General features: G+C 64.7%; 10 protein-coding genes. 6 read left to right on the plus strand and 4 right to left on the minus strand.

What is annotated here, in order from left to right; translation table 11 throughout:
* On the minus strand, positions 1 to 678 hold a 678-nt coding region (locus AB0T83_RS16845), incomplete at its 3' end, for a GntR family transcriptional regulator (RefSeq protein WP_366194390.1).
* Positions 675 to 1,559, minus strand: a complete 885-nt coding sequence (locus AB0T83_RS16850) for a glucosamine kinase nucleotide-binding domain-containing protein (protein WP_366194391.1) — start codon at positions 1,557 to 1,559, stop codon at positions 675 to 677. The genes AB0T83_RS16845 and AB0T83_RS16850, both read right to left, overlap by 4 nt.
* 158 nt (positions 1,560 to 1,717) lie before the next feature.
* On the opposite strand from AB0T83_RS16850, the gene AB0T83_RS16855 reads away from it, so the two are divergent.
* The 6 genes from AB0T83_RS16855 to AB0T83_RS16880 all read left to right on the plus strand — a co-directional run bounded on the left by AB0T83_RS16855 (position 1,718) and on the right by AB0T83_RS16880 (position 7,779).
* Positions 1,718 to 2,605 (plus strand): N-acetylmuramic acid 6-phosphate etherase, encoded by an 888-nt coding sequence (locus AB0T83_RS16855; protein ID WP_366194392.1) that lies wholly within the window; start codon positions 1,718 to 1,720, stop codon positions 2,603 to 2,605.
* A gap of 35 nt (positions 2,606 to 2,640) precedes the next feature.
* Positions 2,641 to 3,897 (plus strand): ABC transporter substrate-binding protein, encoded by a 1,257-nt coding sequence (locus tag AB0T83_RS16860; RefSeq protein WP_366194393.1) that lies wholly within the window; start codon positions 2,641 to 2,643, stop codon positions 3,895 to 3,897.
* Between the two features lie 75 nt (positions 3,898 to 3,972).
* Positions 3,973 to 4,896 (plus strand): carbohydrate ABC transporter permease, encoded by a 924-nt coding sequence (locus AB0T83_RS16865; RefSeq protein WP_366194394.1) that lies wholly within the window; start codon positions 3,973 to 3,975, stop codon positions 4,894 to 4,896.
* Between the two features lie 11 nt (positions 4,897 to 4,907).
* On the plus strand, positions 4,908 to 5,747 hold the full coding sequence (locus AB0T83_RS16870) for a carbohydrate ABC transporter permease (protein ID WP_366194395.1): 840 nt from the start codon (positions 4,908 to 4,910) through the stop codon (positions 5,745 to 5,747).
* Positions 5,744 to 6,772, plus strand: coding sequence for a Gfo/Idh/MocA family protein (locus AB0T83_RS16875; protein WP_366194396.1), 1,029 nt, complete (start codon positions 5,744 to 5,746; stop codon positions 6,770 to 6,772). The genes AB0T83_RS16870 and AB0T83_RS16875 overlap by 4 nt, the downstream gene beginning before the upstream one ends.
* A complete protein-coding gene (locus AB0T83_RS16880) occupies positions 6,769 to 7,779 on the plus strand; it encodes an ABC transporter ATP-binding protein (protein ID WP_366194397.1) in 1,011 nt (336 codons plus the stop codon). Before AB0T83_RS16875 ends, AB0T83_RS16880 begins: the two co-directional genes overlap by 4 nt.
* 51 nt (positions 7,780 to 7,830) lie before the next feature.
* On the opposite strand, the gene AB0T83_RS16885 is transcribed toward AB0T83_RS16880, so the two are convergent.
* Both AB0T83_RS16885 and AB0T83_RS16890 read right to left on the minus strand, forming a co-directional pair.
* Positions 7,831 to 25,473, minus strand: coding sequence for an Ig-like domain-containing protein (locus tag AB0T83_RS16885; RefSeq protein WP_366194398.1), 17,643 nt, complete (start codon positions 25,471 to 25,473; stop codon positions 7,831 to 7,833).
* A 187-nt stretch (positions 25,474 to 25,660) separates the two neighbouring features.
* Positions 25,661 to 26,482 carry a MurR/RpiR family transcriptional regulator gene (locus AB0T83_RS16890; RefSeq protein WP_366194399.1) on the minus strand — a complete coding sequence of 274 codons (822 nt, stop codon included), beginning with the start codon at positions 26,480 to 26,482 and terminating at the stop codon, positions 25,661 to 25,663.
* Positions 26,483 to 26,612 lie beyond the last annotated feature (130 nt).

Raw genomic sequence — 26,612 nt, forward strand, 5'->3', positions numbered from 1 at the left:
CCCGTTTTCCAGGTACGAGGTCCGATCGATCATCAGGCCGGCATCACCGACCGGCACCGCCAGAAGCGCGGCATCCTTGGCCGACAGATTGATGGCAGAAATCTTCTGCAGCGCGCGGACCGGGCGGAACCCGTCACGCTCCAGCACTTCGTAAAGAGAGGTCTCGACAGAAAGGGGATTGGGCAGGATGTCGGTGGGCAGTGCGGCCCGTTCGATCGCCATGGGCTCGCCATCGGCCATCCGAAGCCGCACGATTCGCGCCACCGAATCCTCGGACGACAGGCCCAGCGAGGTGATCTCGTCAGGCGATGGCATGAAGAAACCGCGCTCCAGAAAGCGCGAGGTCGAGGTCTTGCCGCGCCGGGTCATGTCCTCGGAAAACGAGGTCAGCCGTGACAGGGTCTGCTCGATCCGTTCGGGCTTTGACGCCACGAACGAGCCCGAGCCCTGCTTCTGGACGATGGTGCCTTCGTCGGCCAGCATCTGGAAGGCCTTGCGGACGGTGACGCGCGACATCTGGGTGATCGCGGCGATCTCGCGCTCGGCGGGCAGCGGGCTGCCGGGCTGCAGGATGCCGCGGGACACGCCGTCGTTCAGGCGCTGCCACAGCTGCATGTATCGGGGTCCGGCGCCGGGATGGAACCACCCCTCCGGTTCGAGGAATTCCGCTACGGTCATGACGCTGTCTCCAGATGTTTGCGGGCCAGGGTCATGGCGCCGTCCAGTGCCGTGCCTTGAGACGGCGCGATCAGCGCCTGGTAGCGGGGGGCAAGATAGGTCGCGTAATGCGGCCCCAACCCACCGATCAGGCAAACCGCATCCGTTTCCTTCAGCGCGAGCGCGTCCAGCGCGGCGTTCAGATAGGCGGCCCCGTCGCGCATCACCTTTTGCCCGACCGGATCGCCATCCCCGGCGGCCTCCACGATCTGTGGCGCGAAACTGGCGAATTGCGACGGGTCGGAGGTGGCGGAATAGGTTGCCAGCCGATGGATCTTCTCGTCGAAGCGGGCAAAAACCGCGCGCGTCAGATCCGAAGGCTCGGCCAGCCCATCGCAGGCCAGCAGCGTGTGGCACAACAGTTCCCGCCCCAGCCAGGCGCCCGAGGCCTGGTCGCCAGCCTTGAAGCCATAGCCACCCAGAAAGCGCACCGACGCCCCGCGCCGACCCGCGGCGAAAGACCCGGTGCCGATGGCCAGCAACGCGCCATTGCGGTCGCCCAGCCCGCCCAGGGCCGAGGTCAGGCGATCGTCCGAGACCGAGCAGTGCGCGAACGGCAGCTGCGCCGCCAACGCCTGCGAATCATCTTCACACATGATTCCGGCCAGCCCCACATGCGCCACGGTCCGCTCCAACGGCAGCGCGCCGGATCCGGCCAGCGACAATGCCTGATCCACAGCTTTCCGCAGGTTTTCGGTAGCTTGTATCGGATTGGTTGTATAATTGGCCGGGCCACCTGCGGCCCGCGCCAGAATCTCACCGTCCGAACGCCCGATCACCGCCCGGCATCCGGTTCCTCCGCCATCAACGGCGCAAATTTGGTATTCAGTTTGGCTGCTCATAAGATACCGTTACCATACCTTTTTAGCCAATCCAACAGAAATTGCGGCGCAAGCAGGCAAAAACAGCCGATTTAGGAGGGAAACCGCAGTTTGCAAAATAATTGGTAGACAAAAGGTATTGTTTAGGTATTGTTGTGGCAACTGAAGGAGGAATCAGCTTGAGCATCGCACCGTCCACCGCATCCGGCATCCTGCCCCTCGACGCCCTGTCGCGGGACGAAGCCCTGTCGGCCATGCTGGCATCCCAGCAGGCAGCGGTGGCTGCCGTTGCCCATGCGAAACCGGCGATCGACGCCGGGGCGGCACATCTGGCCAAGGCCTTGTCGGCCGGGCACCGGGTGTTCTGGGCGGCGGCGGGAAGCTCGGGTCTGATGGCGCTTGCGGATGCCTGCGAACTGCCCGGCACCTTCGGGGTTGCACAGGACCAGATCCGCATCTGCATGGCCGGGGGCGTGCCCGCCGATGGCGCCATGCCCGGCAACACGGAAGACAGCACTGCCGAGGCCACCACCGCCGTCGCGACAATGCAGCCTGGCGATCTGGCCATCGTGGTCAGCGCCAGCGGCACCACTCCTTTTGCGATTGCTTTCGCCGAGGCGGCACTGGCGCGCGGCCAGACGGTCGTGGCCATTGCCAATGTGCCCGGATCGCCGCTTCTGACCATGGCCGATGTGGCCATCGCCCTGCCGACAGGACCCGAGATCATCGAAGGCTCCACCCGGCTGGGCGCCGGCACCGCACAGAAGGTGGCGCTGAACATGATGTCCACGCAGGCCGGCGTGCTGATGGGCCATGTGCATGACGGGCTGATGGTCAACCTGATCCCCGACAACATCAAGCTGCGCAAGCGCGCGGCCACCATCGTCAGCCGAATCACCGGCGTCGCGCCCGAAGCGGCGCAAGACGCGCTGAAAGCCTGCGACTGGAACACCAAATGCGCCGTGCTGGTGGCGTCGGGCCATGACCCCGACACCGCCCGCAGGATGCTGGCCGAGGCAGGCGGACGGCTTCACGCTTGCCTGACCACGGCTGCAAAGACACCCTGAATCCTCATCAAACGACCAACCCAAGGGAGAGAAACATGAAACTCAACACACTGAAGGGCGCGCTGCTTGTCACCACGCTGCTGAGCGGCACCGCCGCCATGGCGCAGGATGCCGAGCTGATCATCGAAAGCTGGCGCAACGACGACCTGACCATCTGGCAGGACAAGATCATTCCCGCGTTCGAAGCCGCACACCCCGGCATCAAGCTGAAGTTCACCCCTTCGGCCCCGGCGGAATACAATGCCGTGCTGAACTCGAAACTGGACGCGGGCTCGGCCGGCGACATCATCACCTGCCGCCCCTTCGACGCCTCGCTGGCGCTGTATGACGCGGGCCACCTGACCGACCTGAGCGGCCTTGAGGGCATGGCCAACTTCTCGGATGTGGCCAAATCCGGCTGGTCCACCGATGACGGCAGCGCCACCTACTGTGTGCCGATGGCCTCGGTGATCCACGGCTTCATCTACAACAAGGACGCCTTCGCCGAGCTTGGCCTGGAAGTTCCCACCACCGAAGCCGAGTTCTTTGCAGTGCTGGACGCGATCGCGGAAGACGGCGGCTACACCCCGATGGCGATGGGCACCAACGACCAGTGGGAAGCTGCCACCATGGGCTACAACAACATCGGCCCGAACTACTGGAAAGGTGAAGAAGGCCGTAACGCGCTGCTCGCCGGCGAGCAGAAGCTGACCGACGAAGGTTGGGTCGCACCGTTCCGCCAGCTGGCCAAATGGGGCGACTATCTGGGCTACGGCTATGAGGCACAGACCTATCCCGACAGCCAGAACATCTTCACCCTGGGCCGCGCCGCCATCTATCCGGCCGGGTCGTGGGAAATCTCGGGCTTCAACGCGCAGGCCGATTTCGAGATGGGCGCCTTCAACCCGCCGGTCCCGAATGCGGGCGACACCTGCTATATCTCGGATCACACCGACATCGGCATCGGCATGAACGCCGCCACCGAGCATCCCGAAGCGGCCGCGACCTTCCTGAACTGGGTGGCCTCGTCGGAATTCTCGAACATCTTCGCCAACGCGCTGCCGGGCTTCTTCCCGCTGTCCAACGCGCCGGTCAACCTGGAAGATCCGCTGGCGCAGGAGTTCATCTCGTGGCGCGACAAGTGCGAAAGCTCGATCCGGTCGACCTACCAGATCCTGTCGCGCGGCACGCCGAACCTGGAAAACGAGACCTGGAACGCCTCGGTCGCCGTGATCAAGGGCGAGGAAAGCCCGGAAGACGCAGCCCAGCGTCTGCAGGACGGCCTGTCCAGCTGGTACGCGCCGCAGCAATAAGCGTGACCTGACCTGCCCCGGGCGCATCTCTCCGCCCGGGGACCCCCCTCCCCCGAAATTCGAAGGAGACTACCGATGGCGACGCCGTCCAAACCCCGAGTCAGGTGGCACATTCTGGTTTTCCTGGCGCCTGCCGTCCTTGTCTACACGGCGGTCATGATCTACCCGCTGTTCAACACCCTGCGCCTGTCCCTGTTTTCCGAGATCGAACAGCAGCGCGTCTGGGTCGGGTTGCAGAACTTCCGCACCCTCTTTGGCGATGCGATCTGGTCCGATCAGTTCTGGAACGCGCTTGGCAACAACGCCTGGTTCTTCCTCATCCACATGCTGGTGCAGAACCCGATCGGTGTCGCCCTTGCGGCGATCCTGTCCTCGCCCCGGCTGCGGTTCTCGGCCTTCTACCGGTCGGCGATCTTCATTCCGACCATCCTGTCCTTCGTGATCGTCGGTTTCGCCTGGAAACTGATCCTGTCGCCGATCTGGGGCATTGCACCTGAAATGCTCAACGCCATCGGCCTGAAGTTCCTGTACCAGCCGTGGCTGGGCAAGGAAGAATACGCCCTGACCACCCTGAGCCTTGTATCCGTCTGGCAGTACGTCGGGATCCCGATGATGCTGATCTACGCGGCCCTGCTGTCGATCCCCGACGAGATCCTCGAGGCCGGCGAATGTGACGGCATCACCGGCTTGCAGGCCTTCTTCAAGATCAAGCTGCCGCTCATCCTGCCCTCCATCGGGATCATCTCGATCCTGACCTTTGTCGCCAACTTCAACGCCTTCGACCTGATCTATGCCGCCCAGGGCGCGCTGGCCGGGCCGGATTTCTCGACCGACATCCTGGGCACCTTCATGTACCGCACCTTCTTCGGGTTCCAGCTTCAGCTTGGCGATCCGCACATGGGATCGACCATCGCCTCGGCCATGTTCGGCATCATCCTGGTGGGCGTGTGCATCTACCTGTTCGGTATCCAGCGCCGTTTGCGCAGCTACCAGTTCTGAGGAGCGGACACATGAGCAAATCAAGAACCAATCTGGGCACCACCTTCGCGGCACACGCGGTGCTGATCACCTACACCATCATCGCGCTGTTCCCGGTCTTCGTGATCCTGATCAACAGCTTCAAGACCCGCAAGGCCATCTTCCGCGAACCGCTGGCCCTGCCCAATGCCGAGAGTTTCTCGATGATCGGCTACGAGACCGTGATGAAACAGGGGGATTTCTTCCTGTACTTCCAGAACTCGATGATCGTCACCGTGGTCTCGCTGACCCTGATCCTGCTGTTCGGCGCCATGGCGGCCTTTGCCCTGGCCGAGTACCGGTTCAAGGGCAACACCCTGATGGGGCTGTACCTTGCGCTGGGGATCATGATCCCGATCCGCATCGGCACCGTCGCCATTCTGGAAATGATGGTCTCGACCGGGCTGGTCAACACCCTGTGGGCGCTGATCCTGGTCTACACCGCGCAAGGTCTGCCGCTGGCCGTGTTCATCCTGTCGGAGTTCATGAAGGGCGTCAGCGACGACCTGAAGAACGCCGGGCGGATCGACGGGCTGAGCGAATACAAGATCTTCTTCCGGCTGGTTCTGCCGCTGGTGCGGCCCGCCATGGCCACGGTCGCGGTGTTCAACATGATCCCGATCTGGAATGACCTGTGGTTCCCGCTGATCCTGGCCCCTGCGGAAGAGGTTAAGACCCTGACCCTGGGCAGCCAGGTGTTCATCGGCCAGTTCGTGACGGATTGGAACGCGGTTCTGTCGGCCCTGTCGATGGCGATCCTGCCGGTGATGATCCTCTATGTGATCTTCTCGCGGCAACTGATCCGCGGCATCACCTCGGGGGCGGTGAAATGAGGGTTCTCATCGCCGGACTGGGCAACATGGGGTGCAGCCACGCGCTGGCGCACCATGCCCACCGAGACGCCGAAGTCGTGGGGCTCGTCAACCGCTCGCCGGTGGATCTGCCCGACGCCCTGGCCAACTACCCGCGCTTCAGCGACTATGGCGAAGCGCTGGCCCAGACCAAGCCGGAGCTGGTGGTGATCGCCACCTATACCGACAGCCACGCCGACTATGCCGTGGCGGCGATGGAAGCGGGCGCCCATGTCTTCGTGGAAAAGCCCCTGGCGGGCACGGCCGGTGACGCGCAACGCGTCGCCGACACCGCCCGACGCCTGAACCGCAAGCTGGGGGTCGGCTATATCCTGCGCCATCACCCCAGCTGGCAGCGGCTGATCGCCGAGGCCCGCGCCCTTGGCGGCCCCTATGTGTTCCGTCTGAACCTGAACCAGCAGTCCGAAGGGGCTGCGTGGGAGACCCACAAGGCCTTGATGAAGACCACCTCTCCACTGGTGGACTGCGGCGTGCACTACGTCGACGTCATGTGCCAGATCACCGATGCCACCCCCGTGCGGGTCCATGGCATGGGGGTGCGGCTGAGTGACGAGATCGCCCCGGACATGTACAACTATGGCCAGTTCCAGGTGATCTACGACGATGGGTCCGTCGGCTGGTACGAGGCCGGATGGGGACCGATGATGTCGGAAACCGCCTTCTTCGTGAAGGATGTGGTCAGCCCCAATGGCGCGGTGTCCATCGTCGATGCCGACAAGGGCGACAGCGATGACATCGGCGGCCACACCCGCGTCGGTGGCCTGCTGGTGCACCGCCTTGGCAACGACCGCCGCATCGAGCTGCCTGATGAGCCCGACCACCAGGCGCTTTGCGACGCCGAAGCCGCCTGGATCCTCGACGCCATCGCCAATGATACCGACCTCGACCGTCACATGACCGACGCCGTGCAATCCCTGCGCATCTGCCTTGCCGCCGATGACAGCATCCGCACCGGCCAAACAATTTCTCTGGGAGACCTGCAATGACCGCCCTGAAACTGGAAAACGTCAACAAGTCCTTCGGCCCCGTTCATGTCCTGAAAGACATCAACCTGACCGTGGAAGAAGGTGAATTCGTCGTCTTCGTCGGCCCCTCGGGCTGCGGGAAATCAACGCTGCTGCGCGTCATCGCGGGGCTGGAAGATGCCACCAGCGGCACCATCACCATTGGCGACGAGGTGGTGAACACCGTGCCGCCCGCCCGCCGCGGCATCGCCATGGTGTTCCAATCCTACGCGCTGTATCCGCATCTGACCGTTAAGGACAACATGGGGCTGGGCCTGAAACAGGAAGGCCAGTCCAAGGAAGTGGTGGAAGAGCGTGTCGGCAAGGCCAGCGCGATGCTGGATCTGGACAAATACCTGGCGCGCCGTCCCTCGGAACTGTCGGGCGGTCAGCGTCAGAGGGTGGCCATCGGCCGGGCCATCGTGCGCGATCCCAAGCTGTTCCTGTTCGACGAACCCCTGTCCAACCTGGATGCCGCCCTGCGCATGAACACGCGGGTGGAAATCGCGGCCCTGCACCGCACCCTGTCGGCCTCGATGATCTATGTGACCCATGACCAGATCGAGGCTATGACGCTGGCCGACAAGATCGTCGTGCTGCGCGACGGCCGGATCGAACAGGTGGGCAGCCCGATGGACCTGTACAACAATCCCGCCAACAAGTTCGTGGCCGGGTTCCTGGGGTCGCCGTCGATGAACTTCCTGGCGCGGTCGGTGGCGGGTCTGCCTGCGGGCCAGACACTGGGCATCCGCCCCGAGTACCTGTCCTTCCGCGACGATGGCCAGATCTCGGGCGAGGTCACCCATGTGGAACGTCTGGGTGGCGACACCAACCTGCTGGTGCGCACCGATCAGGGCGAGACACTGACGGTGCGCCTGTTCGGGCAGGACAACACGCCGGTCGGCGCCCGCGTGACGCTGGGCTACAATCCCGACGACGCGTTCTATTTTGACGCCGACGATCAGCGCATCCTGCCGCTGGCGGCCTGAGCCGCTGCCAAACCCCGCCCCGGCCGCAACGCCGGGGCGGGGTGACTTTCGTCAGATCCCGAAGTCGAACACCGTGCCCGGCGCGTCGAAACTGCCGCCGATCACCTGGATGATGCCGGTGCTGTCGAAATCGATGCCGGTGTTGATGGTGGTCGTGCCGCTGCCCGACTTCAGGATGGTCCCGGCATTGCTGATGCCGCTGGCCGCAGTGGCCGGGGCGTCGTTGCCCAGGTCGAAATCGGTCTGCGGACCAAAGAACTCAACCGTGCCAGTATCGGCAATGACCAGGGTGCCCGGCGCGGCAGTGTCCAGATCGGTCACGAACTGGAAGGCGTCGGTGTCGAAGAAGCCATTTCCGCTGGCCTGACTGCCGCCCAGCAGCATGTCGGCCTGTTCGATGATCGCGGTGCCGCGCACCTCGACGGTCTGGGCAATCAGGATCGCCTCGGCGACATCGTATTGATCCGGGATCGCGGCCTCACCGAAGCGGCTGACCGAAGCGGCGTCGAGGATCAGATCCCCGGTCCCCAGAAGCGAGGCATCGCTGATCTCGAACCCGCCGGTGACGGTGACATCGCCCGGCCCGGCCAGCGCCGCGTTGTTTGCCAGTTCCAGCGTTCCGACCGACAGATCTTGCCCGACGTACAGCACGGCATCCTCGACCCGCACGTGATCCAGCCCGTTGGCCACCATCTCGGGGGTCAGCACCACCTCGGTGAGGCCCGAGTCCTGCCAGGGCGCGGTCAGCGCGAACTGTCCCGAAACCTGCTGGAAGGTGCCGCTGGTATTGTCGCCGTAGAGCGGCACCTCGCTGGACCCGCCGTTGATCTTGGCAAGCGTGCCCTGCACGTTGACCCCGACATCAACGCCGGTTGTGACCCCGTTGTTGAACGAGCTGACCAGAATATCCGCCCGCGGCCCGTCCATGGTCAGAACCCCGGTGGACAGGATGTCCAGCGTTCCGGGCTTCTGTTCGTACTGACGCAACTGCGAATTGTAGGTGGACTGGCCAAGATACAGTTGCACGCTTCCGAACGCCGCCGTGCCCGCCACGTCCATGTCGCCGCGCAGGTTCACAGTGTGGCTGCTGAACGGGTTTTCGGGATCGAAGGGCAGGCCGAACGTGGCCGTGGCGGTGTCGGCGATGGTCAGCGTCGCATCCCCGGTCTCGATGGTGCCGTGCTGCCAGTCGAACGCCTGCAGGACGGTCACATCGTCCTGAATGATCAGCGTGCCGCCGGTGACGGTCAGATTGTCGACCGACAGCGCCTCGGACACGGTGAAGGTGCCGCTTTGCACCACGATTTCGGTGAAGCCCGCGTCGATCAATGCCTGCGAATAGGTCAGCTCTCCGCCGCTGAGGGTCAGAATCCCGTCCTGGAAATCGAAGGTGCCGGTGTTGGACAGCAGCGATATCGCCGAGATGCCGCCGCCGGTCTTGACGATGGCGCCCGCGTTGGCGACCCCGCTGTCGTCCTCGTCATAGCCCGAATACCTGCGGCTGATGCTGTTGCGATCCCCGTTGATGGTCAGCATCCCGGTGCCAAGCACCGACACCACCCCGTGGTCGAAGGCATACAGGCCCGTGGTGCTGTCATAGATACCGCGCTGGCCCAGCGACAGGGTCATGTTGCCCAGGTCGGCATCGCCCTCGATCTCCAGCGTGCGGGTCAGGTATCCGAATCCGGACGCGGTGGTGGTGGCGGGGTCATATCCGAACAGCACGTCGGCGGTATCGGCCAGATGGGTCACGCCGGTGCCGCTCATGGTACCGGAGACCCAGTCGAAGTCCTGGCTGACCGTCAGCGTGCCCGTGCCCTTCACCTCGCCGCCGCTGAGGCTCAGGCGCGGCAGGGTGACATCCTCGTCAACGGTGACAGTCCCACTGGTGACCTTCAGTCCGGTCAGCCCGGCATCGACCATGGCCTGGGTCAGCAGCAGATCGCCACGCGAATGCACAATAACCCCGTTGTTCAGCTGGAAGCTGCTGGCGCTGCCATCCAGAAGCGGGATGTTCAGTTCCGGCACTTCGGACACGATGGTCCCGGTCGAGGTCACGCCCCAGTTGGTGCCCGCGGGCGGCGTGGTCGTCAGATGGATCGCGCCCGCACCGGACACCCGCAGGGTGCCGGTTGCCGACACATCCAGCACGCCGCCGGTGTAGACATATTGCGCCAGTGTCTGGTCATAGGTCTGTACGCCCAGGTACATGGCATTGGTCACTTCAGCCTCGCCATGCACCGTCAGGTTACGGCCAAGGGCGCTGTAGTAGTAGCTGCCGATCTCGGCCTTGGCGGTATCGGCGATGATGATCTCCCCGCCGCTCAAGGTGCCGCCGCCAGTGGTGGTCAGCGCGGTGGTGATCGTCAGATCGCCATCCCCGGACAGAGTGCCGCCCGAGATCGCAAGGCTGGTCAGCGTGATGTCCTCGGTGATCACCAATTCGCCGCCGCTGAGCGCGATGTCGGTCAGGCCCGCGTCCACCATTGCCTGTGTCAGATCCAGCGTCCCGCCGGTCAATTCCAGGACCCCGTCCACGATCTGCACGGTCGCAGTGGCGCCAAGCTGGACCCCGTAGATATTGCTGGTGCCGCCGCCTTCCTTGATCAGAGTGCCATCGACAACAACCTCGGCGGTGACGCCCGCAACGGTCTGGCCAAGCACGATATCGCCGTAATCGCCGCGCAGGGTCAGGCTGCCCGTGGTGCCCACGTCCACCCGGCCGCCGAACGAGACGTATTGCGCCTGGGTGCTGTCATAGTACGACTGACCCATCCGAACCACGCTGCCATCGACCACAAGGTCGCCATCGACAGTCAGGGTGACCCCAAGGTAGTGATTGGTGGGATAGCTCCGGTTGGACAGGATCTCGGCACTTGCGCCCGCATCGACGATCACCTCGCCGCCCCCCGTCACGGTCGAGGCATAGGCCGTGTAGCTGCCGGTCACGGTCAGGGTATCGATCACATGCATGGTGCTGTCTTGCAGGATCAGCCCTGCAAGGCTGACATCGCCCGAGACGATGAGCGTGCTGTTGATGACCCGCAGGCTGGTCAGACCGCTGAGATCGGTATCCGCGTCGATGATGAACCGCCCGCCCGAGATCTCGATATCGCCGGTCAGCGTGGATCCGGGGCTGTCCATGGTAGTGGTCATGTTGTCCAGATACAGGGTGCCGGTGCCGGTTCCGGCATGAGACAGCGTGCCACTGCCCGAGACCGGCAGGCCGTTCAGGCGAGTCTGGCCGGTGCCCGTCTTGGTGAAGCTGCCGTCCAGTATGATCTCGGACAGGGTGCCGTCGCTGGCATCGCGATAGCGATAGATGTCCGAGTTGAAATCGCGCGCCTCATAGCTGCCGGTACTGGTGATGTTCAGGATGCCGTGGGTGTCGGGGCCCGATTGCGTCGATCCCAGCCGCAGGGTCGCCTGCTCCTGCACCGCGGATCCCGCGATGGTCAGGGTGCGGCCCAGATACAGGCTGCCGTGGTTGACCGGGGCCTCGACGTTGAGAGCCTCGCCCAGCACCGCCTGCGCGCCGGCGGCGACGATGACCTCGCCTCCCGCCCGGAACTCGCCGCCCTGCCAGTCGAAACGGCCGGTGACGGTGATGATGCCGGTGCCCTCGATGCGGCCGTTGGTCATCGACAGGTTGGCAAGGGTGATGTCCTCGTCCACCTGCAACACGCCGCCAGTGACCGAGATGTCGGTGACCCCGTCGGCGGCGGTCACGACCCGCGTGACCCCGTTGCCCACCGTATCGGCATAGATCGGCGTCGTGGCCGGAGGCGTGAAGCTGCCGACATCTCCGGCGGGCGTGGTGATCTGGCCCGTGGGTGCGGACACGCTGCCGCTGCCTGACAAGGCGATCGTCGGGTCGATCTCGGCAACGCCATCACCGGTTTTCTGGATGGTGCCGTTGTTGATGACCGCATTGGGCAAGCCTGCCGAGGATCGGTAGTCCTGCAACCGCGCATGCGCGCCTTCCATGTTCAGGGTGCCGCCCGTGGCGATGGTCACATCGACCCCGGCGTGCGGCGTGCCGGCGACGCCCAGCCGCAGATACGCCTGCTCGACGGTGGCCGTACCCTGGATCGTCAGGTCGCGCGCCACGTCCAGCGAGATGTGGGATGCGGCACTGACGCCGGTGTACTCGGGCCCGAATTGCGCCGCAGCGCCGGTGCCGATGATCAATGTCCCGGTGCCTGTCAGCGTGCCGCCGGTCTGGCGATAATCGCCGGTGATGGTCAGATCGCCGACCCCCGTCACGGTGCCCGCCACGACCTCGAGATCGGTGATGCTGCTGTCGGCGGTCACGTCCAGGGTGCCGCCATTCAGGCGGATGTGCGACAGAGCGGCCGATCCGTTGATGACCAGCGTCGTGCCGCTGCGCACCTCGAACACCCCGTCCTGGGTCAGGTAGCTGCCCGAGCCGACCAGTTGCACCCCGTTCGAGACCGAACTGATGCCGCCGCCGTCCTTGATGATCTGGCCGTTGTTGTCGATCTGGTTGCCGGCCGCGGCCGCCGGGCCGATGCTGCGGTAGTTGCTGAAATTGGCATTGTCCCCGATCAGGCGCAGGGTGCCGGTGGGATCGATGGTCAGAACCCCCGGTTGGTTGATGTTCAGCCCCTGCGTAGCGTCGTAGACATAATTGCCCAGCCGCAGCAGCGCGCCTTCCATGTCCGCGTCTCCGGCGACCACCAGTTCGCGTTGCAGGTACAGCGTCGCGGTACTGGCCGCACCGGCCCCGATCTCTCCGTTGGCGCCTTGCGCAAGGATCACCTTGCCATCGCCGGACAAGGTGCCGTTGTTCCAGTTCAGGGCGCTGGTCAGGGTCAGGTCGCCCGGGCCGGACAGCGTGCCGCCCGCCATGGTCAACTCGGCCCAAGACACGTCTTCCAGAATGTTGACGGTGCCGCCGACCACATCGGCGATGGCGAAGATGCCATCATCGGTCGCCTGATCCACTTCGAACACGCCCGCGTCGATTTCGAAGCGCCCGTCGGCGGCGGTGATGCTGCCTTCGTGACGCGCCATGGTCAGCCGGGTCGTCTGGGTGCCCGCACTGGCAGTGATGGCGCCGAGGTTGACGATCCCGATCGCATCCCCTGCCGCGAAATAGGCGTGATTATAGATGCGCAGGTCGCCTTGCGTGTTCTGGAAATCCAGGGTGCCGCCGGTATCGACGGTCAAAAAGCCCGGCTGCGTGATCGTCGCCTGGGTGGCCCGGTCGTAGTACCGGTTGCCCAGATACACAAAGGCATTGCCCATGTCGGCCGTGCCCTGAATCGTCATGTCGCGCCCGAGATAGAGATAGCGCACATAGGCGTTGGGCGTGGCGGTGTCGCCGAAGTTGACATGGGCGCCGCTGGCGATCACCAGATCTCCGCTGCCATTGGTGCTGCCGCCGGTCCAGTCCATCTGGCTGTTGACGGTCAGGCTGCCGGTACCATCCAGACGTCCGTTGAGCAGCGACAGGGTGTCGATGCTCAGATCCTCGTTGGCCATCACGGTCGCGCCGTCGATCTTCAGCACCGAAAGCCCGCCGTCCAGCGTGGCCTGGGTGATCGTCGAATAGCCCGTGTTGAACAGGAACTGGCCATGGGGATCGTCGATGGTTCCGGCGAAATCCTGTACCATCAGCGACGAGGTGCTCGCGCCGACCTTGCGCAAGGTCCCGGTGCCGGTGAAGCCCGACAGGGTGCCGTCGTTCAGCCCGTCGTTCAGGTATGTCTGGCCATGGAATTCGGCCACGCCGGTGGCGTTCAACTGGACGATGCCCGCGGTGGGGGTCGGGGTCGTTGTTCCGGCATCGGTCAACGAGGCGCCCAGCGTGAGGCCGCTGTTGAAAATGGTCAGCGTACCGTCGACGGTCATGGTCGTGGCCAGCGTCGGCACGGAGAAATAGTAATACTGGTTGCCAAGGGTGGCCGTTGCCCCGGCTGGAATATCCAGACCGCCGGCCAGCGAGACTTCGCCGCCGTTCCATTTCATGTCCTGCACCGTGGCCGAGCCTGCGCCTTCCAGCGATCCGCCCTGTATGGTCAGTTCCGTCAGGGTCACATCCTCGTCCAGAACGACGGTGCCGCCAGCGATCTGCAACCGGTCAAAGCCCGCGTCTATCAGCGCCTGCGTCAGGGTGAAGGTGCCGTTGGTGATTTCCAGAATGCCATCGCGGAAATCGAAGGTGCCGGTCTGCGCGCCGATGAAAGCCGCGCCTGCCGCCCCGCCGCCGGTCTTGACGATGCCGCCCGCGTTGCTGATCCCCGAGGCCGTGTTCTGCGCCGGGGAGTTGACGCTCATGTCCGCGAAGGGGCTGCTGAACGTGTAGACGCCGCTGCTCTGCACGGTGATCGCGCTGTCGGTATAGACGTATTGCCCGAGCGTCGGGTCGTAGACGGCGTCGCCCAGCCCCAGATTGGCATTGGCATGGATCACATCTCCGGACACGTCCAGATCGCGGGCCATGGTGATGTAGCCGGTCGAGGGATAGACCTCGGGGTCATAGGTTTGACCCAGTTTCAGCGTCTCGCCATCAGGCACCACGATGTCGCCGGTCCCGCGGAAGGTGCCGCCGGTGACCAGCGCGGTTCTGGTCAGAGTCAGGTCGCCCACGCCCTGCACGGTGCCGCTGGCCATCTGGAAGTCGCCCAGTGTCACATCGCTGTCCAGGATCAGGGTGCCGCCGTCGATCTTCAGCCCTTTCAGTTGGGCAAGGTCGTCCTGATCGGTCAGCCGCAGTGTTGCCCCGGAGGGGATCGAGACGAAGCCGTCCTCGATCACCACCTGTCCAAGCGTGTCGTTGAACGGCGCCGCCTGCGAGGTGCCGCCGCCGGTCTTGCGCAGGGTGCCCAGGTTTTCGACCCCGGCGCCGCCAAAGTGGGAGTTCAGCAGAATGTCGGAATTGAAGTTGGTCAGTTCCAGTTCCGACCCCGCCGCGATGGTCAGCCGCCCGCCGATGGTTTCGTTCTGTGCCAGCGTCGGGTTGTATTGGGTCAGACCCAGTCGAAGCTGCCCGGCCCCGACGGTCCCGTTGCCTTCCAGCAAAAGATCGCGATACAGGCGCTGCGTCGTCGGATAGGGCACGTCGGCTTCGGGGTCATAGTCCACGCCAAAGCGCGCCAGCGCGCCATTCTCGACGGTCAGCAGCCCGCCCTGTCCAAAGGTGCCTTCGCGCCAGTTCAGCTCTTCCTCGATATTGATCATGCCCGGCCCGTCCACGGTGCCACGGGTCAGGTTCAGAATGTCGATCTGGCCGATGCTGCCGACTTCCAGCGCCGCCGTATGCGACTCCAGCGTCACATCCTCAAGCAATGCATCGAACTCGGTCGTCAGCCGGGTGCCGTGGGAAATCCGCAGCGGCGCCTCGGCCACCAGCGATTTCAGGTCCACATCGCCAAGGTTGCGCAACACGACCTCGCCGGTCAGATTGCCGACGAACACATCGTCGGTGGCATCGGGCACCACGCCGGTGGTCCAGTTGCCTGCCGTGCCCCACAGGTTGTCGCCCGCCGCCCCGGTCCATTCGTTCGAGAAGGTGCCGAGTTCGAAGTCGAAGGTCTGGTCGGTGGCCGAGGTGGCGTTGCCGGCCACATCGGTGATCGCGCCACCCACCAGCGCCATGGTGTAGCTGCCCTCTTCCAAAACCGGGTAGGTCAGCGACACCGTCCGGTCGCCCGACCGCAACAGCATCGATGCGGGCGTCACCACCCCCGACGGGCCGGTCAACTGGAACGCCGCCGCCAGATCGATTGTGGGATCCAGCGCTTCATCGAAGGTGAAGCTGAAGCCGCGCTTGGACCGGCCGTACAGCGCGCCGGGATCGAGGGTCGAGAATTCCAGCATCGGCGGGATCGTATCCGGCACGATCTCGGCGTTGATCAGCGTGCTCAGCCCGACATTGCCGCCGGTGTCGGTGGCTCGTATCTGCAGCGAAATCGGCCGGCTGGTCTCGCCGCTGCCCAGCAGCGGAATGCGCGCGTTCAGGTCGAAGGGATAGGACAGGTCCACGATGATCGGATCGCCGTCGACCAGCAGCGACACCGACCTCAGCCCGGCATCGTCGGTGATCATCGCATCCAGCGAGATCAGGCTGCCTTCCAGGATCTGCACCCCGGCGGTGGCCGGGTCAATGTCCACATCCGCCGACATCAGCGACACCTGGGGCGCCACGCCGCTGGTGTCGAAGGGCTGGAAGTTGACGATATGCAGCTTGCCATCGGCCGCGCCGACATAGCCGACGCCCGCCGCGATCAGCACATCGGTGGGTTTGCTGTCCACTGTGTAGCGGGTGATCAAGCTGCCGGTATTGGCCGGGCTGGACGTGTTGATGACATCGATGGCATCCACGCCGAACACGCCGCCCGGATCGCCGACGACCAGACCGCGCCCGGCGCCGTTCAGGGCAATGGCGTTGCCGCCCAGCGAGGTGTCATCCGCGCCACTGATGACCGACGGCGCGTCGGGGCTGGACACGTCCACCGTGACATAGCCGCCCTGGAACCCGTTGGAGGCCGGCACATAAACCACGCCGTCGCCAGCAAACAGCTTGCGCTCTGCCGCCGACAGGCCGACGCTCACCGATCCGCGCAGCAAAAGCTGATCGCCCAGCTGTTCGATCACATGCAGGGTGCCGCGGTTGTCCAGCGCATAGGCAAAGGCGCCCTCCTGCACCAGCCCTCGGACCGAGGCGACATTGCTGCCCAGCGAGATGCTTTCGATCTCGTCGCCGGTGGTCAGGTCGAACAGTTTGACCGCACCGCTGACCGAGATCAGCGCCTGCCCGTCGCGCGCGGCCACATGGCCCGCGCCAGTGGTCAGCTCACCCAGATCCACCGGGGCGCTGGTGTCGCTCAGATCCCAGATGTGGGTGGTGCCATCGGTGGCGACCACGACCATCAGGTCCAGCGCCGCGTCGAAGTCTCCGTCGCGAACCTTGGCGATGGCGGTGACGGACTCCACAGTCGGCGCGCGCGGGTCGGTGACGTCGATCACCGACAGCCCGGTGGCGGTCAGCACCAGCAACGGATCGGTGGTCGAGCCATCGGCGGCCTGATCGCGGGCCGCGAACATGGCCTTGACCTCGCCGTTCAGCGCCAGCGTGCGCACCACGCCCAGGTTGGTCGAAAACGGGTCCAGCGCCTCGATCCCCGACAGAACCGCGTTGAAGTCCGAGATGCCGTCAGCGTTGCTGTCAGGGTTGATGTCCGAGGTGCCGACCGCGTGCTCGATGTCTGCCGCCAGCCCGTCGAAATCCTTGTCCTCGGCCGTCGAGGGCCGGAACACCAGCCCCGAGGCCAGATCGGTGCCCTGCCCGGAAGGCGACGTGGTGCCGTAGTTGACTGCAACCAGCCCGCTGTCGGGATCAAAGACCGTGATCGTATAGTCTTCCTGCGACGGCAGGAACAGGCTGAAGCTGCCATCGTCGTCGGATTTGGTCCGCAACACGTCGCCCGCGATATCCACCGCGATGAAGTCATTGCCCCAGTCGAAATAATGCTGCCCGTCGAAGGAGGTCGCGACAGCGGCCACCTCGAAGCTGGGTGTGTTCGGGTCATTGGACGAGATCGAAACCGCCCCCCGTGCCAATCCCGGTGCAACCCCTTTGAACGACGCGCCGAACGAGAAGGACTCGCCCGTGGTCAGCGTGATCGGATTGGTCGCCAGGTCCGTCGGCACCCCGACAAGGCCGAACGACGCGGCGCCCGGATCCAGGCTGATGCCGTCGATCACCAGATCCTGCAGACCGTCGTTGGTGATGGTGAACATATCGGCTTGGGTGGCCGTCGCGCCGCGATCCACGCCACCCAGGTTCGAAGTGTCGCTGGTGACGGAAATTGACGGGGTCGGCAGAACGCCACTGGCGGTCAGCTGAATCACCTGATCGCCCGAATCCTGGTTCCAGGACACGGTCAACTGATCGGCGACCGTGCCCTTGTGGGAAGGATCGAAGGTCACATCGAACGTGGCGACCTCGCCCGTGTTCAGTGTCACGGGTCCGGTGAAATTGGTGACGGCAAACAGCGCATTGGCCGCGGCAACATCATCGATGACCAATGGATCCGTGCCCAGAGAGATGATCTGGAACGTCTTGGTGACCGCCTGCCCGCCTGGGCCATCAACGGCCACAAACCCGAAATCGGCAAGTCCGGTCACCAGGACGCCCGTCCCCGCCTCGAAAATCGCGGCAACGGTGCCGACAATCGGGTCCGGGATGACCTCTTCCTCGACCAGTCCGGGCGAGCCATCAAGATAGGCGCCGTCTGCATGCGCCGCCCCCACCATATGCAGGTCAAAGCCGTTGGCCTTCTCGGCAAAATGCGCCACGTAATAGTTCAACGCCTTGGCCGCATCCGCCGCCGTATAGGCGATATTGGTCGCAAGCTTCAGGGCCCCCGCCGTGATCGCGGTGACGACCAGGGTGCCGGCATTGTCCAGACCCTGTTTCATGATGTCCTTGACGCCCGCAACCCCGTTGACCGTGATGTTGTTGTTGGACGTATGGGTGTGCCGCAGGCCCAGCGTGTGCCCGAATTCATGGGTAATCGTCTTGGCAACCGAGTTCCGGATCTGGTCGGCGGTCGTGAAATTGGCGATCTCGAAGAACGAGTTCATGTAGATGCTGACATCGCCGGGATCGGTGTAGCTCTGGTTGATTGCCTTATCGAGACGGAAGGCTTGCTCGGGCGCTCCGTATTTGTCCTTGTTTGTCACGAGCGCCTTGATATCACCCGTATTATCTATACGTTGCGTCGTCGTTCCAACTGTTCCGAACGTGTAGAAGGTTTTGCCGCCGCGAACAGTGGGCGCCTTGCTGCTGAAGTCGATTTCCATCAGGTTGGCATCGCCCGAGGCGCCCAGCAGGATCCCCTCCTTGTAAGGATCAAAGAAATCCTTGACGCGATCCCGAATGGCTTTTGCCAGATCCGCGCGCTCGGTATTCGGGGCCGGGGGACCAACGGGCGGCGGCGGCGCTATGTTGTCGATCAGCCCCTTCTCGGCCGCCGTCGTGTTTGCCGTGATGTTCGGGTCGGTGCCATCCGCGATCACCTTCAGGGCGGCGGCAATCTCGGCCTCGTCCACGAGGATTTTCTGAATCGGTGCGCCCTTGCCCTTCAGGGCCAGCTCCAGCGCGTTTGCGGTTTTCGACTTGTCACCGTTGGTCACGTTGAATTCGACCGCCAGCTTGCCGGTCCGTGCGCCGTTCGCGTTCGGATCGAAGGTAACCTTGCCCGTGGCATCCACGGAAAACTCGTTGCTTCCGGTGCTTTTCAGGGTCGGCGCATCGGCGCCCGCTTCGATCTTGATCGGGCGATCTCGCTTGACGGAACCGGTGCTGACGGTTTCCGAGAACTCCAGCGTCGGCGCCGTGTGATCGTCATCCGCGACGTCGATCAGGCGCGACAGCACGATCTTCTCGATCGTGGTGTCCTTGGAGCCGTCGGTGTTGGTCTTGGTGGTCTCGATCACCACCGAGGACGCGTACAAGATGTCCTGGATCACGCTGGGATCCGCCAGTTTCTTGGCGCCGAACATTTCCGTGAAGGTCTTTGACGTCAGTTCGAATTTCGCGGTCTTGCCGGATCCGGCCTTCAGGTTCTCGGTGTGGCTGAAGCCGTTGATGCTGCCGGTCAGTTTCAGATACTCGGCGGCCTTGCCGTCGACGGTGATCTTGATGACCTTGTCGGGTTGTTTCTCGGTGGCCGTGTCCTGCGCCGGGGCCGGGGGATCGCAGTCCGCGCCGCCGGGCGGCGGGGTCGGCGTATTCGGAAGGGCAGCTTCGGCACTGAAGCTGCGGGTGAAGACGACATTGCCGCCATCGCCCAGCATCAACGCCTGAATGACCGGATCGGAATAGGTGGTCATGTCCGCCGGCGAGGGATCATCGGGCTGCTCGGGCGCATCGCCGTCGCCGCCGCATCCGCCCGGCGGGGTCATACCGTGCCAGCCGGGCTTGGTGATGCCGGTGCCGGGATCGGTGGTGACGGTCTTGCCATCGGCGCTGACGGTGCCGGTGCCCTCGATCACCAGCCGTCCGGTGGTGTGATCGAAGGACAGCAGGTTCAGCTTGGTGCCCGGCGCGGCGTTGAACACATTGGGCAGGGTCAGTTGCGCCGGCGTGGTGAAGACCGCCGCATCGGGGGCCTGGATGGTCAGGTCGAAGGTGTGCTGCATGATGCCCGCAGGCAGCATGTCCATCACCAGTTCCGGCGGCACCGTCGAAATGCCGACCTGCGCGTTGCTGACCGGATCGCCGTGTTCATCGACGGCGGTGCCGGGCTGCACCACAAGCTGGATCGCGTTGCGCTGCTCGGCGGTCAGATCCTGCGCGGCGGACACCGGCACGTTGATCTGGGTTTCAGCGGTGTCGGACAGATCGGTCAGGATCTCGCTGGGCACGCGCGGCAGATAGACCTCGCCCCGGCCCTCGACCGCCGCCCGCTGTTCGGGGGTGCCCTGCGCGGCCATCAGGGTGTTTTCCTGCCCGGCGATGATGGTCGCATCCATCACCATCTCGGGCCAGAAGATGCCGTTGGGCGGATTTGTTGCGGTGCGTCCGTCCAGCGCCACCTTGACGTTGCCCGAGGGCACGTTGGTCAGCTCGAAATACCCCGTGGCGTCGGTGGTGACCTTGAATTGCTCCAGCCCCAGGATATAGACCTCGGCGCCTTCGATCGGGCTTTTGAACACATCGTCATCGGTGAAATCGGTGCCGTCCGGGCCGCGCGAGTAATCGTCCACCGTCATCGGCTTCAGATCATTGCCGGGATCAACCAGATAACCGGTGATCGTGGTGTTCGACACTGCCGCGGTCGAGACGGTGGAGAAACTGCTGGCAAAGCCGCCCCCCGCCGCGCCATCGGCGTCGCCGTCCAGCACCGCGCCGTCGGTGGCCTTGATGTTGTCGCCGTCCAAATGAACGGTGATCTTGCTGGCGCCGGGCATGGCTTGCGCCGGGAACAGCCAGGCTTTCAGCCCATCGGCGCTGAGCTTGACCTGCGACGGCAGAACCGCGCCGCCGGTGTCGGTGATGTAGAAGGTGCTGGTGGTCAGGGTGGTCGCATCGACGGGGCGCGAGAAATGCACCTCGGGCCGGAAGGTCGAGCCGACATCGCTGGCATCCTCGGCCGGATACCTCTGGGTCACCACGAAGGGCACGGCTGTGGTCAGCGAGAGGTCGATGTCCTGCGAGAGCGAATTGCCCGCCGCATCGACACCGATCAGCGTCACGGTGTGATCGCCGGCATCAACGCCGGACAGGTTCAGCCGGGTGTCGAACGCGCCGGTGGTGCTGTTGAACGAGATCGGCACGGTGGTGCCGCCGCCGATCTGATAGGCCAGCGCGATGACCGGCGATCCGGTGCCGTCGATGGTGCCGGTCAGCCGGGCGCCGATGCCCGACAGGTCGCCATTGGCATCGGTGCTGGTCAGCGTCACGCTGGGCGCCAGGCTATCCACCAGCACCGTGTGGTTCAGGGTGGCGCTCTGGTTGCCGGCCACATCGGTGGCGCGGAAGGCCAGATCGTACTGGCCGTCCGCCAGCCCGTTCAGCGTGTAGGCGAAATTGCCCGCCGCATCAGTGCCGACATCCGTGGGTACCCCGCCGTTGACCGACACCGTCAGCCCGGCCAGCCCCGACAGCGCGTCCAGCGCGGCACCGGTCAGGTCGATGGGCTGGTTCGCGACGTAATCCGGGAAGCTGTCGACGACGATGACCGGCGGCGCGGAATCGGTGGTCGAGGTAAAGGCCGCCATCGCCCAGTCGGCCACCGTCTGACCAAGCGTCAGCCCGTCCTGGTTCGAGAAATCATAGTGCACCCCGCCCCAGAGGCGGCTGTCGGCGTTTTCCTGCGCGGCCTCCCAATAGCTGGCAAAGCTGCGCGTGGTGCCCAGCAGGCCCAGCGACTCGGTGCTGAAGGCCTGGGTGCCGAAGAGGTCGGTCAGGATCTCGGCTGCGGCCCCCGAGGCGGCGCCGTGGCCCGACACGTATTCCGGATGCGCCGGGGCAAAGAGATAGGGGTTCCAGGTGGCATCCTGCACGGTTGCCGGATTGCCGTCGCTGTCGGCCTCGCGGATGGCATCCTCGGGACGCCAGTAGTCAAAGGTGTATTTCGCATCCCACGCCGCGATCATCGCATCGGCCATGGCAATGTTCAGCACCGCCATGGTGCGGGCGTTCTCGGCCGATCCCAGCCCCTGCGAAGCCAGGTAATCCGCCGCGATCGAATTCCAGTGCCCCGGCGTGGTCTCGGTGCCGCGCGCGTCCTTCCAGAACTGCGCGGCCTCGCTTTGATCGGTGGTCCGCGTGGTGCTGTTGCGCGAGCCGATATCGGCCACCTCAGCCACCGCATCGGCATAGGCCTTGCTGGTCAGCTTGGGCGGGCCGCCGGGCCGGAACTGATCGGTGGATTGCAGCGACCATGGATCCATGGTGGCGTATTGTGGCGTCACGGCGGTATTGTAGAACGGGCCGGTTTCGCGCCACTCGCCGGGCACGTCGCTGCCGGGATAGGGCTCGAAATCATCCCAGCCGTCCTGCCCGCGGATCGCGATCACCTTGCTGGCCACGCTTTGCCCCAGCGCCATGCCGTCGGTCTTGGCCTGACCATCGCCGATGGCTGCCAGTGTTGTGGCCAGATGCGTGTCCAGTTCCGGCGCGAAGGCCGGGAAGGCATAGCTGAGCACCGCGTGCGAGGCGACCGAGACCGCCGCCGCCAGATCGGCCCCTGCGGGCGCATCCACATCCGCCATCACCGCCGAACTTCCGTCCAGCGCCGCGATCACGTCATAGACGGCAACCGACTGCATCGCCAGGACCCGGCTGGCCGTTGTCGCCCCGGCCGCGTTGTCAACGATGCTGTCCAGCGCGATCTGGTTCCACGTCAGCACCGGCGTGTCGCTGGCCACCGGATCGACCCCGGTGATGGTCAGGCTCAGGGTCGAGGCATTGCCCGCCGCATCGGTGGTGGTCAGCGTGAGGGTGTTGGCGCCCTTGGCCACGGCCACCCCACTCAGCGCGAAACTGCCGTCGTTTTTGACCAGTGCCGAGACCGTGCCGTCGGAAACGGTGGCGCCGGGCTCGCCCGTGCCCACCAGCTTGACCTTGGCCAGCGAGGTGCTGTTGTCGCCCACCGGATCTGTATCCGAACTGGGCGCCAGCGCTGCGGTCGAGGTCTGCGCCGTTGTGTCGAATGTGAAATCCAGCGCCTGCGAGATGCTGCGGGCGCCGTTGGCGTCATCCACCGCGAAATGCACCGTATGCAGACCGTCCGACAGGCTTGTTCCCAGCGCGGAGTCCAGGCTCGCCTTGGTCAGGTCCAGCTTCCCCGTGGCGTCCGGCGTTTCCGAGATCGCCACGAAGGCGCCGCCGTCCAGCGAAACCAGCACCTGGCTGACCGCCGCCGTGCTCTGGATCGTGGCGATCAGGTCGGCGTTGCTGGTGATCTTGTCACTGGCCGACACCCCGGTGTCAGTCTTCAGCGCCACGGTGAATTGCGCCGGTCCCCCCGGCGTGATGCCGAAGTGGAAATCGGCGGTGGTCAGCTTTGTGGCATCGAAATCGGCCAGCGTGAACTGATGCGCCGTGGTGCCCTTGGCCCGGACAACCGTGTGCGTGCCCATCTGGGTGATGTCCAGATCCGACAGCGAGCTGATCTGCGAATGCCCGGCCAGGTGGATCAGGTCCGTGCCATCCTTGAAGCCGACCACCACGTCCTTGCCGGCGCCATCGCCGAAGACATAGGTGTTGCGGCCCGCGCCCCCCAGCAGGAAGTCGTCGCCGGCGCCGCCTTCGATGGTGTCATTGCCCGCGCCGCCGATCAGCACGTCATTGCCGCCGCCGCCCGACACGTTGTCGTCGCCATCCCCGGCAAAGATGGTGTCGCCCTTGGAGCCCCCGATCAGCCGGTCGTTGCCGCCGTTGCCGACCATGGTGAACCGCACATTGCTGCCCGTGGCATCAATGGTGTCATCGCCGGTGAAGCCCGAGATCCGCTCGACCCCCAGCCAGCCGCCGACCGACAGCGACACGCCCGCCGGGTTGTAGATGATCGCCTTGTCGTTGCCCGCGCCGCCATCGGTGACGGAATCCCCGTCTTCGCCGATCAGCATGACATCGTCGCCATCGCCGCCGGTATAGGTGTCGTTGCCCGCGCCGCCGAACAGCAGGTCGTCGCCCTCGCCCCCGCGCAGGATGTCGTTGCCGGTGCCGCCGACCAGCAGATCGTCGCCGATACCGCCGTCCAGCGTGTCGTCGTCTTTCCCGCCATAGATCGTGTCGGCCACATCGCTGCCGGTCAGCGTATCATCGCCATCACCGCCCGACAGCACCACGCGTGTGGTGCCGCCGGTGGCGTCGATGGTGTCATCGCCAGTGTAGCCGGTGAAGCGTTCGACGCTTTTCCAGCCGCCCACCGACAGGGTGACCCCGGCCGGATTGTAGATCACTGCCTTGTCATTTCCGGTCCCGCCATCGGTGACGATGTCGCCATCCTCGCCGATCATCAGAACATCGTTGCCGGCACCGCCCGAATAGGTGTCATTTCCGGTCGATCCCAGCAGCAGATCATCGCCCGCGCCACCGCTGAGGGTGTCGTCGCCCTCGCCACCGATCAGCGCATCGCTGGCCGAGCCGCCGATCAAAGTGTCGTCGCCCTTGGCCCCAGACAGCAGCAGGGTCGCGGTCTGGCTGGAGCCGTCGATGGTGTCGTCGCCATCGTTGCCGTTGATCCGCTCGATGCCGCTCCACCCGGTCAGGTCCAGCACGACGCCGGTCGGATCCTGGATCGTGGCCTTGTCATAGCCCGCGGTGCCGGTGTCGGTGACCGTGTCGAACCGGTCCACGAAATAGCTGTCCGAGTTGTTGCCGCCATCCATGATGTCGGCGCCCGAGTTGCCGAACAGCTGGTCATTGCCGTCGCCGCCCGACAGGGTGTCATTCTGCGATCCGCCGAACAGAAGGTCGTTGCCGAAGCCGCCGTCCAGCGTGTCGTCGCCCTGTTCGCCGTAAAGCGTGTCGGCCCCGCCGCCGCCGATCAGCGTATCGTCGCCCAGCCCGCCCGAGACGGAATCATTGCCCGCCCGCGCGTCGATCACATCGTCGAAATCGGTGCCGGTCAGGGTCTCGTCGCTGCCATCGCCGACCAGGTTGACGCCCATCGACGCCGCCGCCGAGGGCACCACCGCCTGCGCCGCCAGAGGCGCGGCCAGGGCGCTGTCCAGCGCGGTGACGTTTTCGCCCTCCAGCCCTGTGGCCAACGCATCCGCATCCAGCAGGCCATCGCGATAGGAGGACAACAGCGTCAGCACCCGGCCCAGTTGATCGGCGGTTGCGGCGGTGTCGCCGCTTGTGGCCGCCGTCAGATCCAACCCGCGCGATGCCTGGACAAAGCGCAACTGGGTAGCGGTGCCGTCGCTGAGCACTTCGAGCAACGGCTGTGTCGGGTCGGCTATCACCAGCCATGGGGCCATCTGGCCGGGCAGCGTCGCAAGCCCGCTTCCGGTCAGGCGGAACCCCGCGTGATCGAGGGTCACGGGCTGTGCCGCTCCCAGTGGGTCAAAGGTCAGGCTGAACTGGCGCAACAGTGCCGCGAAAGCCGCCAGGCTGCTGCCGTCAAGGGGTCGAAGAAAGCTGTCGAATACCTGCGTGTTGGTTTGCGTTGCACTGGCGATAGGCAGATACTCGATTTTTCCCACTGAACTTCCCCGGTTTTATGGCTTCGGCATCGTAAATAATCTGACGACGCAACGTCATGTTAACACATTGTTCATGCCAACCGGGACCGAGATGCAAGAAAATTGCGCGGAAATCCGCAAGCGAGTTGGGAAAACCGGATGGCCCGACCCGGGATAGATCGCAGCCGGGGACGTGCAGCGGCGCAGCTTACTCCAATTCGTTCAACCGGATGCGCAGCGCCTCGACATCCTCCAGATAGCTTTGCCCGGCCCCGCCAAGGGCGCGGCGGGTTTCCAGAACAAGAAGCCGCAGGATCGAGATTGCGCCGACATAGCTGTCGGCGAAATGCGGGGTGTCCACCTGGCATTCGATGGTCCATGTGGCCAGCGCCGGGGCCTCGCGCACGGATTGATCGGTGATCAGCAGGATCCGTGCCCCGCGATCGGCGATCTCGGCCACCACGCGGTTGAATCCCGCAGGCCGTCGCCGCAGCCCCACCACGATGGCCAGGTCTCCCGGTTCCAGCAGGGCGATCCCTTCGGCCTGCGTCTGCCCCGGCAGCAGCAGCGGCGACACGGCGCGGCGGATCTGCGCCAGTTGCGCGGTGACGTATTGCGCAAGAAAGTGGCTGTTGCGGTAGCCCAGGCAGCGCACGCGGGGGGCCGTTGCCAGGGCGCTGCTGATGTCTTTCAGGGTCAGCGGGTTCAGCCGCGACAGGGTGCCTTCCAGAACCTCGATTTCGCTGTGCAGCAGGTCCGACAGATGGCCGCCGGACCCGGACCGGGCCCCGGTGAACAGCGGCGAGCCCCCGGCCCGCAGCTTGCGTGCTTCCTGCCGTGCCTGATCGAAACTGTCATATCCGATGCGCCGGAAAAAGCGGCTGACGGTTGCATTGGACACGCCGGCGCGCGTCGCCAGTTCCGACCCGGTCAGCACGGCCAGTTCGGCGGGGTTCTCCAGCACCGAATCGGCGATGCGCCTCTCGCCCTCGGGCAGTCCCGAAAACGCCTCGTGAATGCGCTGCGGCATCGGGCGCGTGCCATTTTTTGCCCGCTTTTCAGGCACGTCGTGCCGCCGGCAAAATGAAATAGGATTTTCGTTGTTCCATGATAAAAGAAAAGTGTCTTTCTCTTTGTACGTCAAGTCCCAGCCAGAGAGG

Origin of the sequence: Meridianimarinicoccus marinus (assembly GCF_040689105.1) — a bacterium.
Lineage (GTDB): Bacteria > Pseudomonadota > Alphaproteobacteria > Rhodobacterales > Rhodobacteraceae > Meridianimarinicoccus > Meridianimarinicoccus marinus.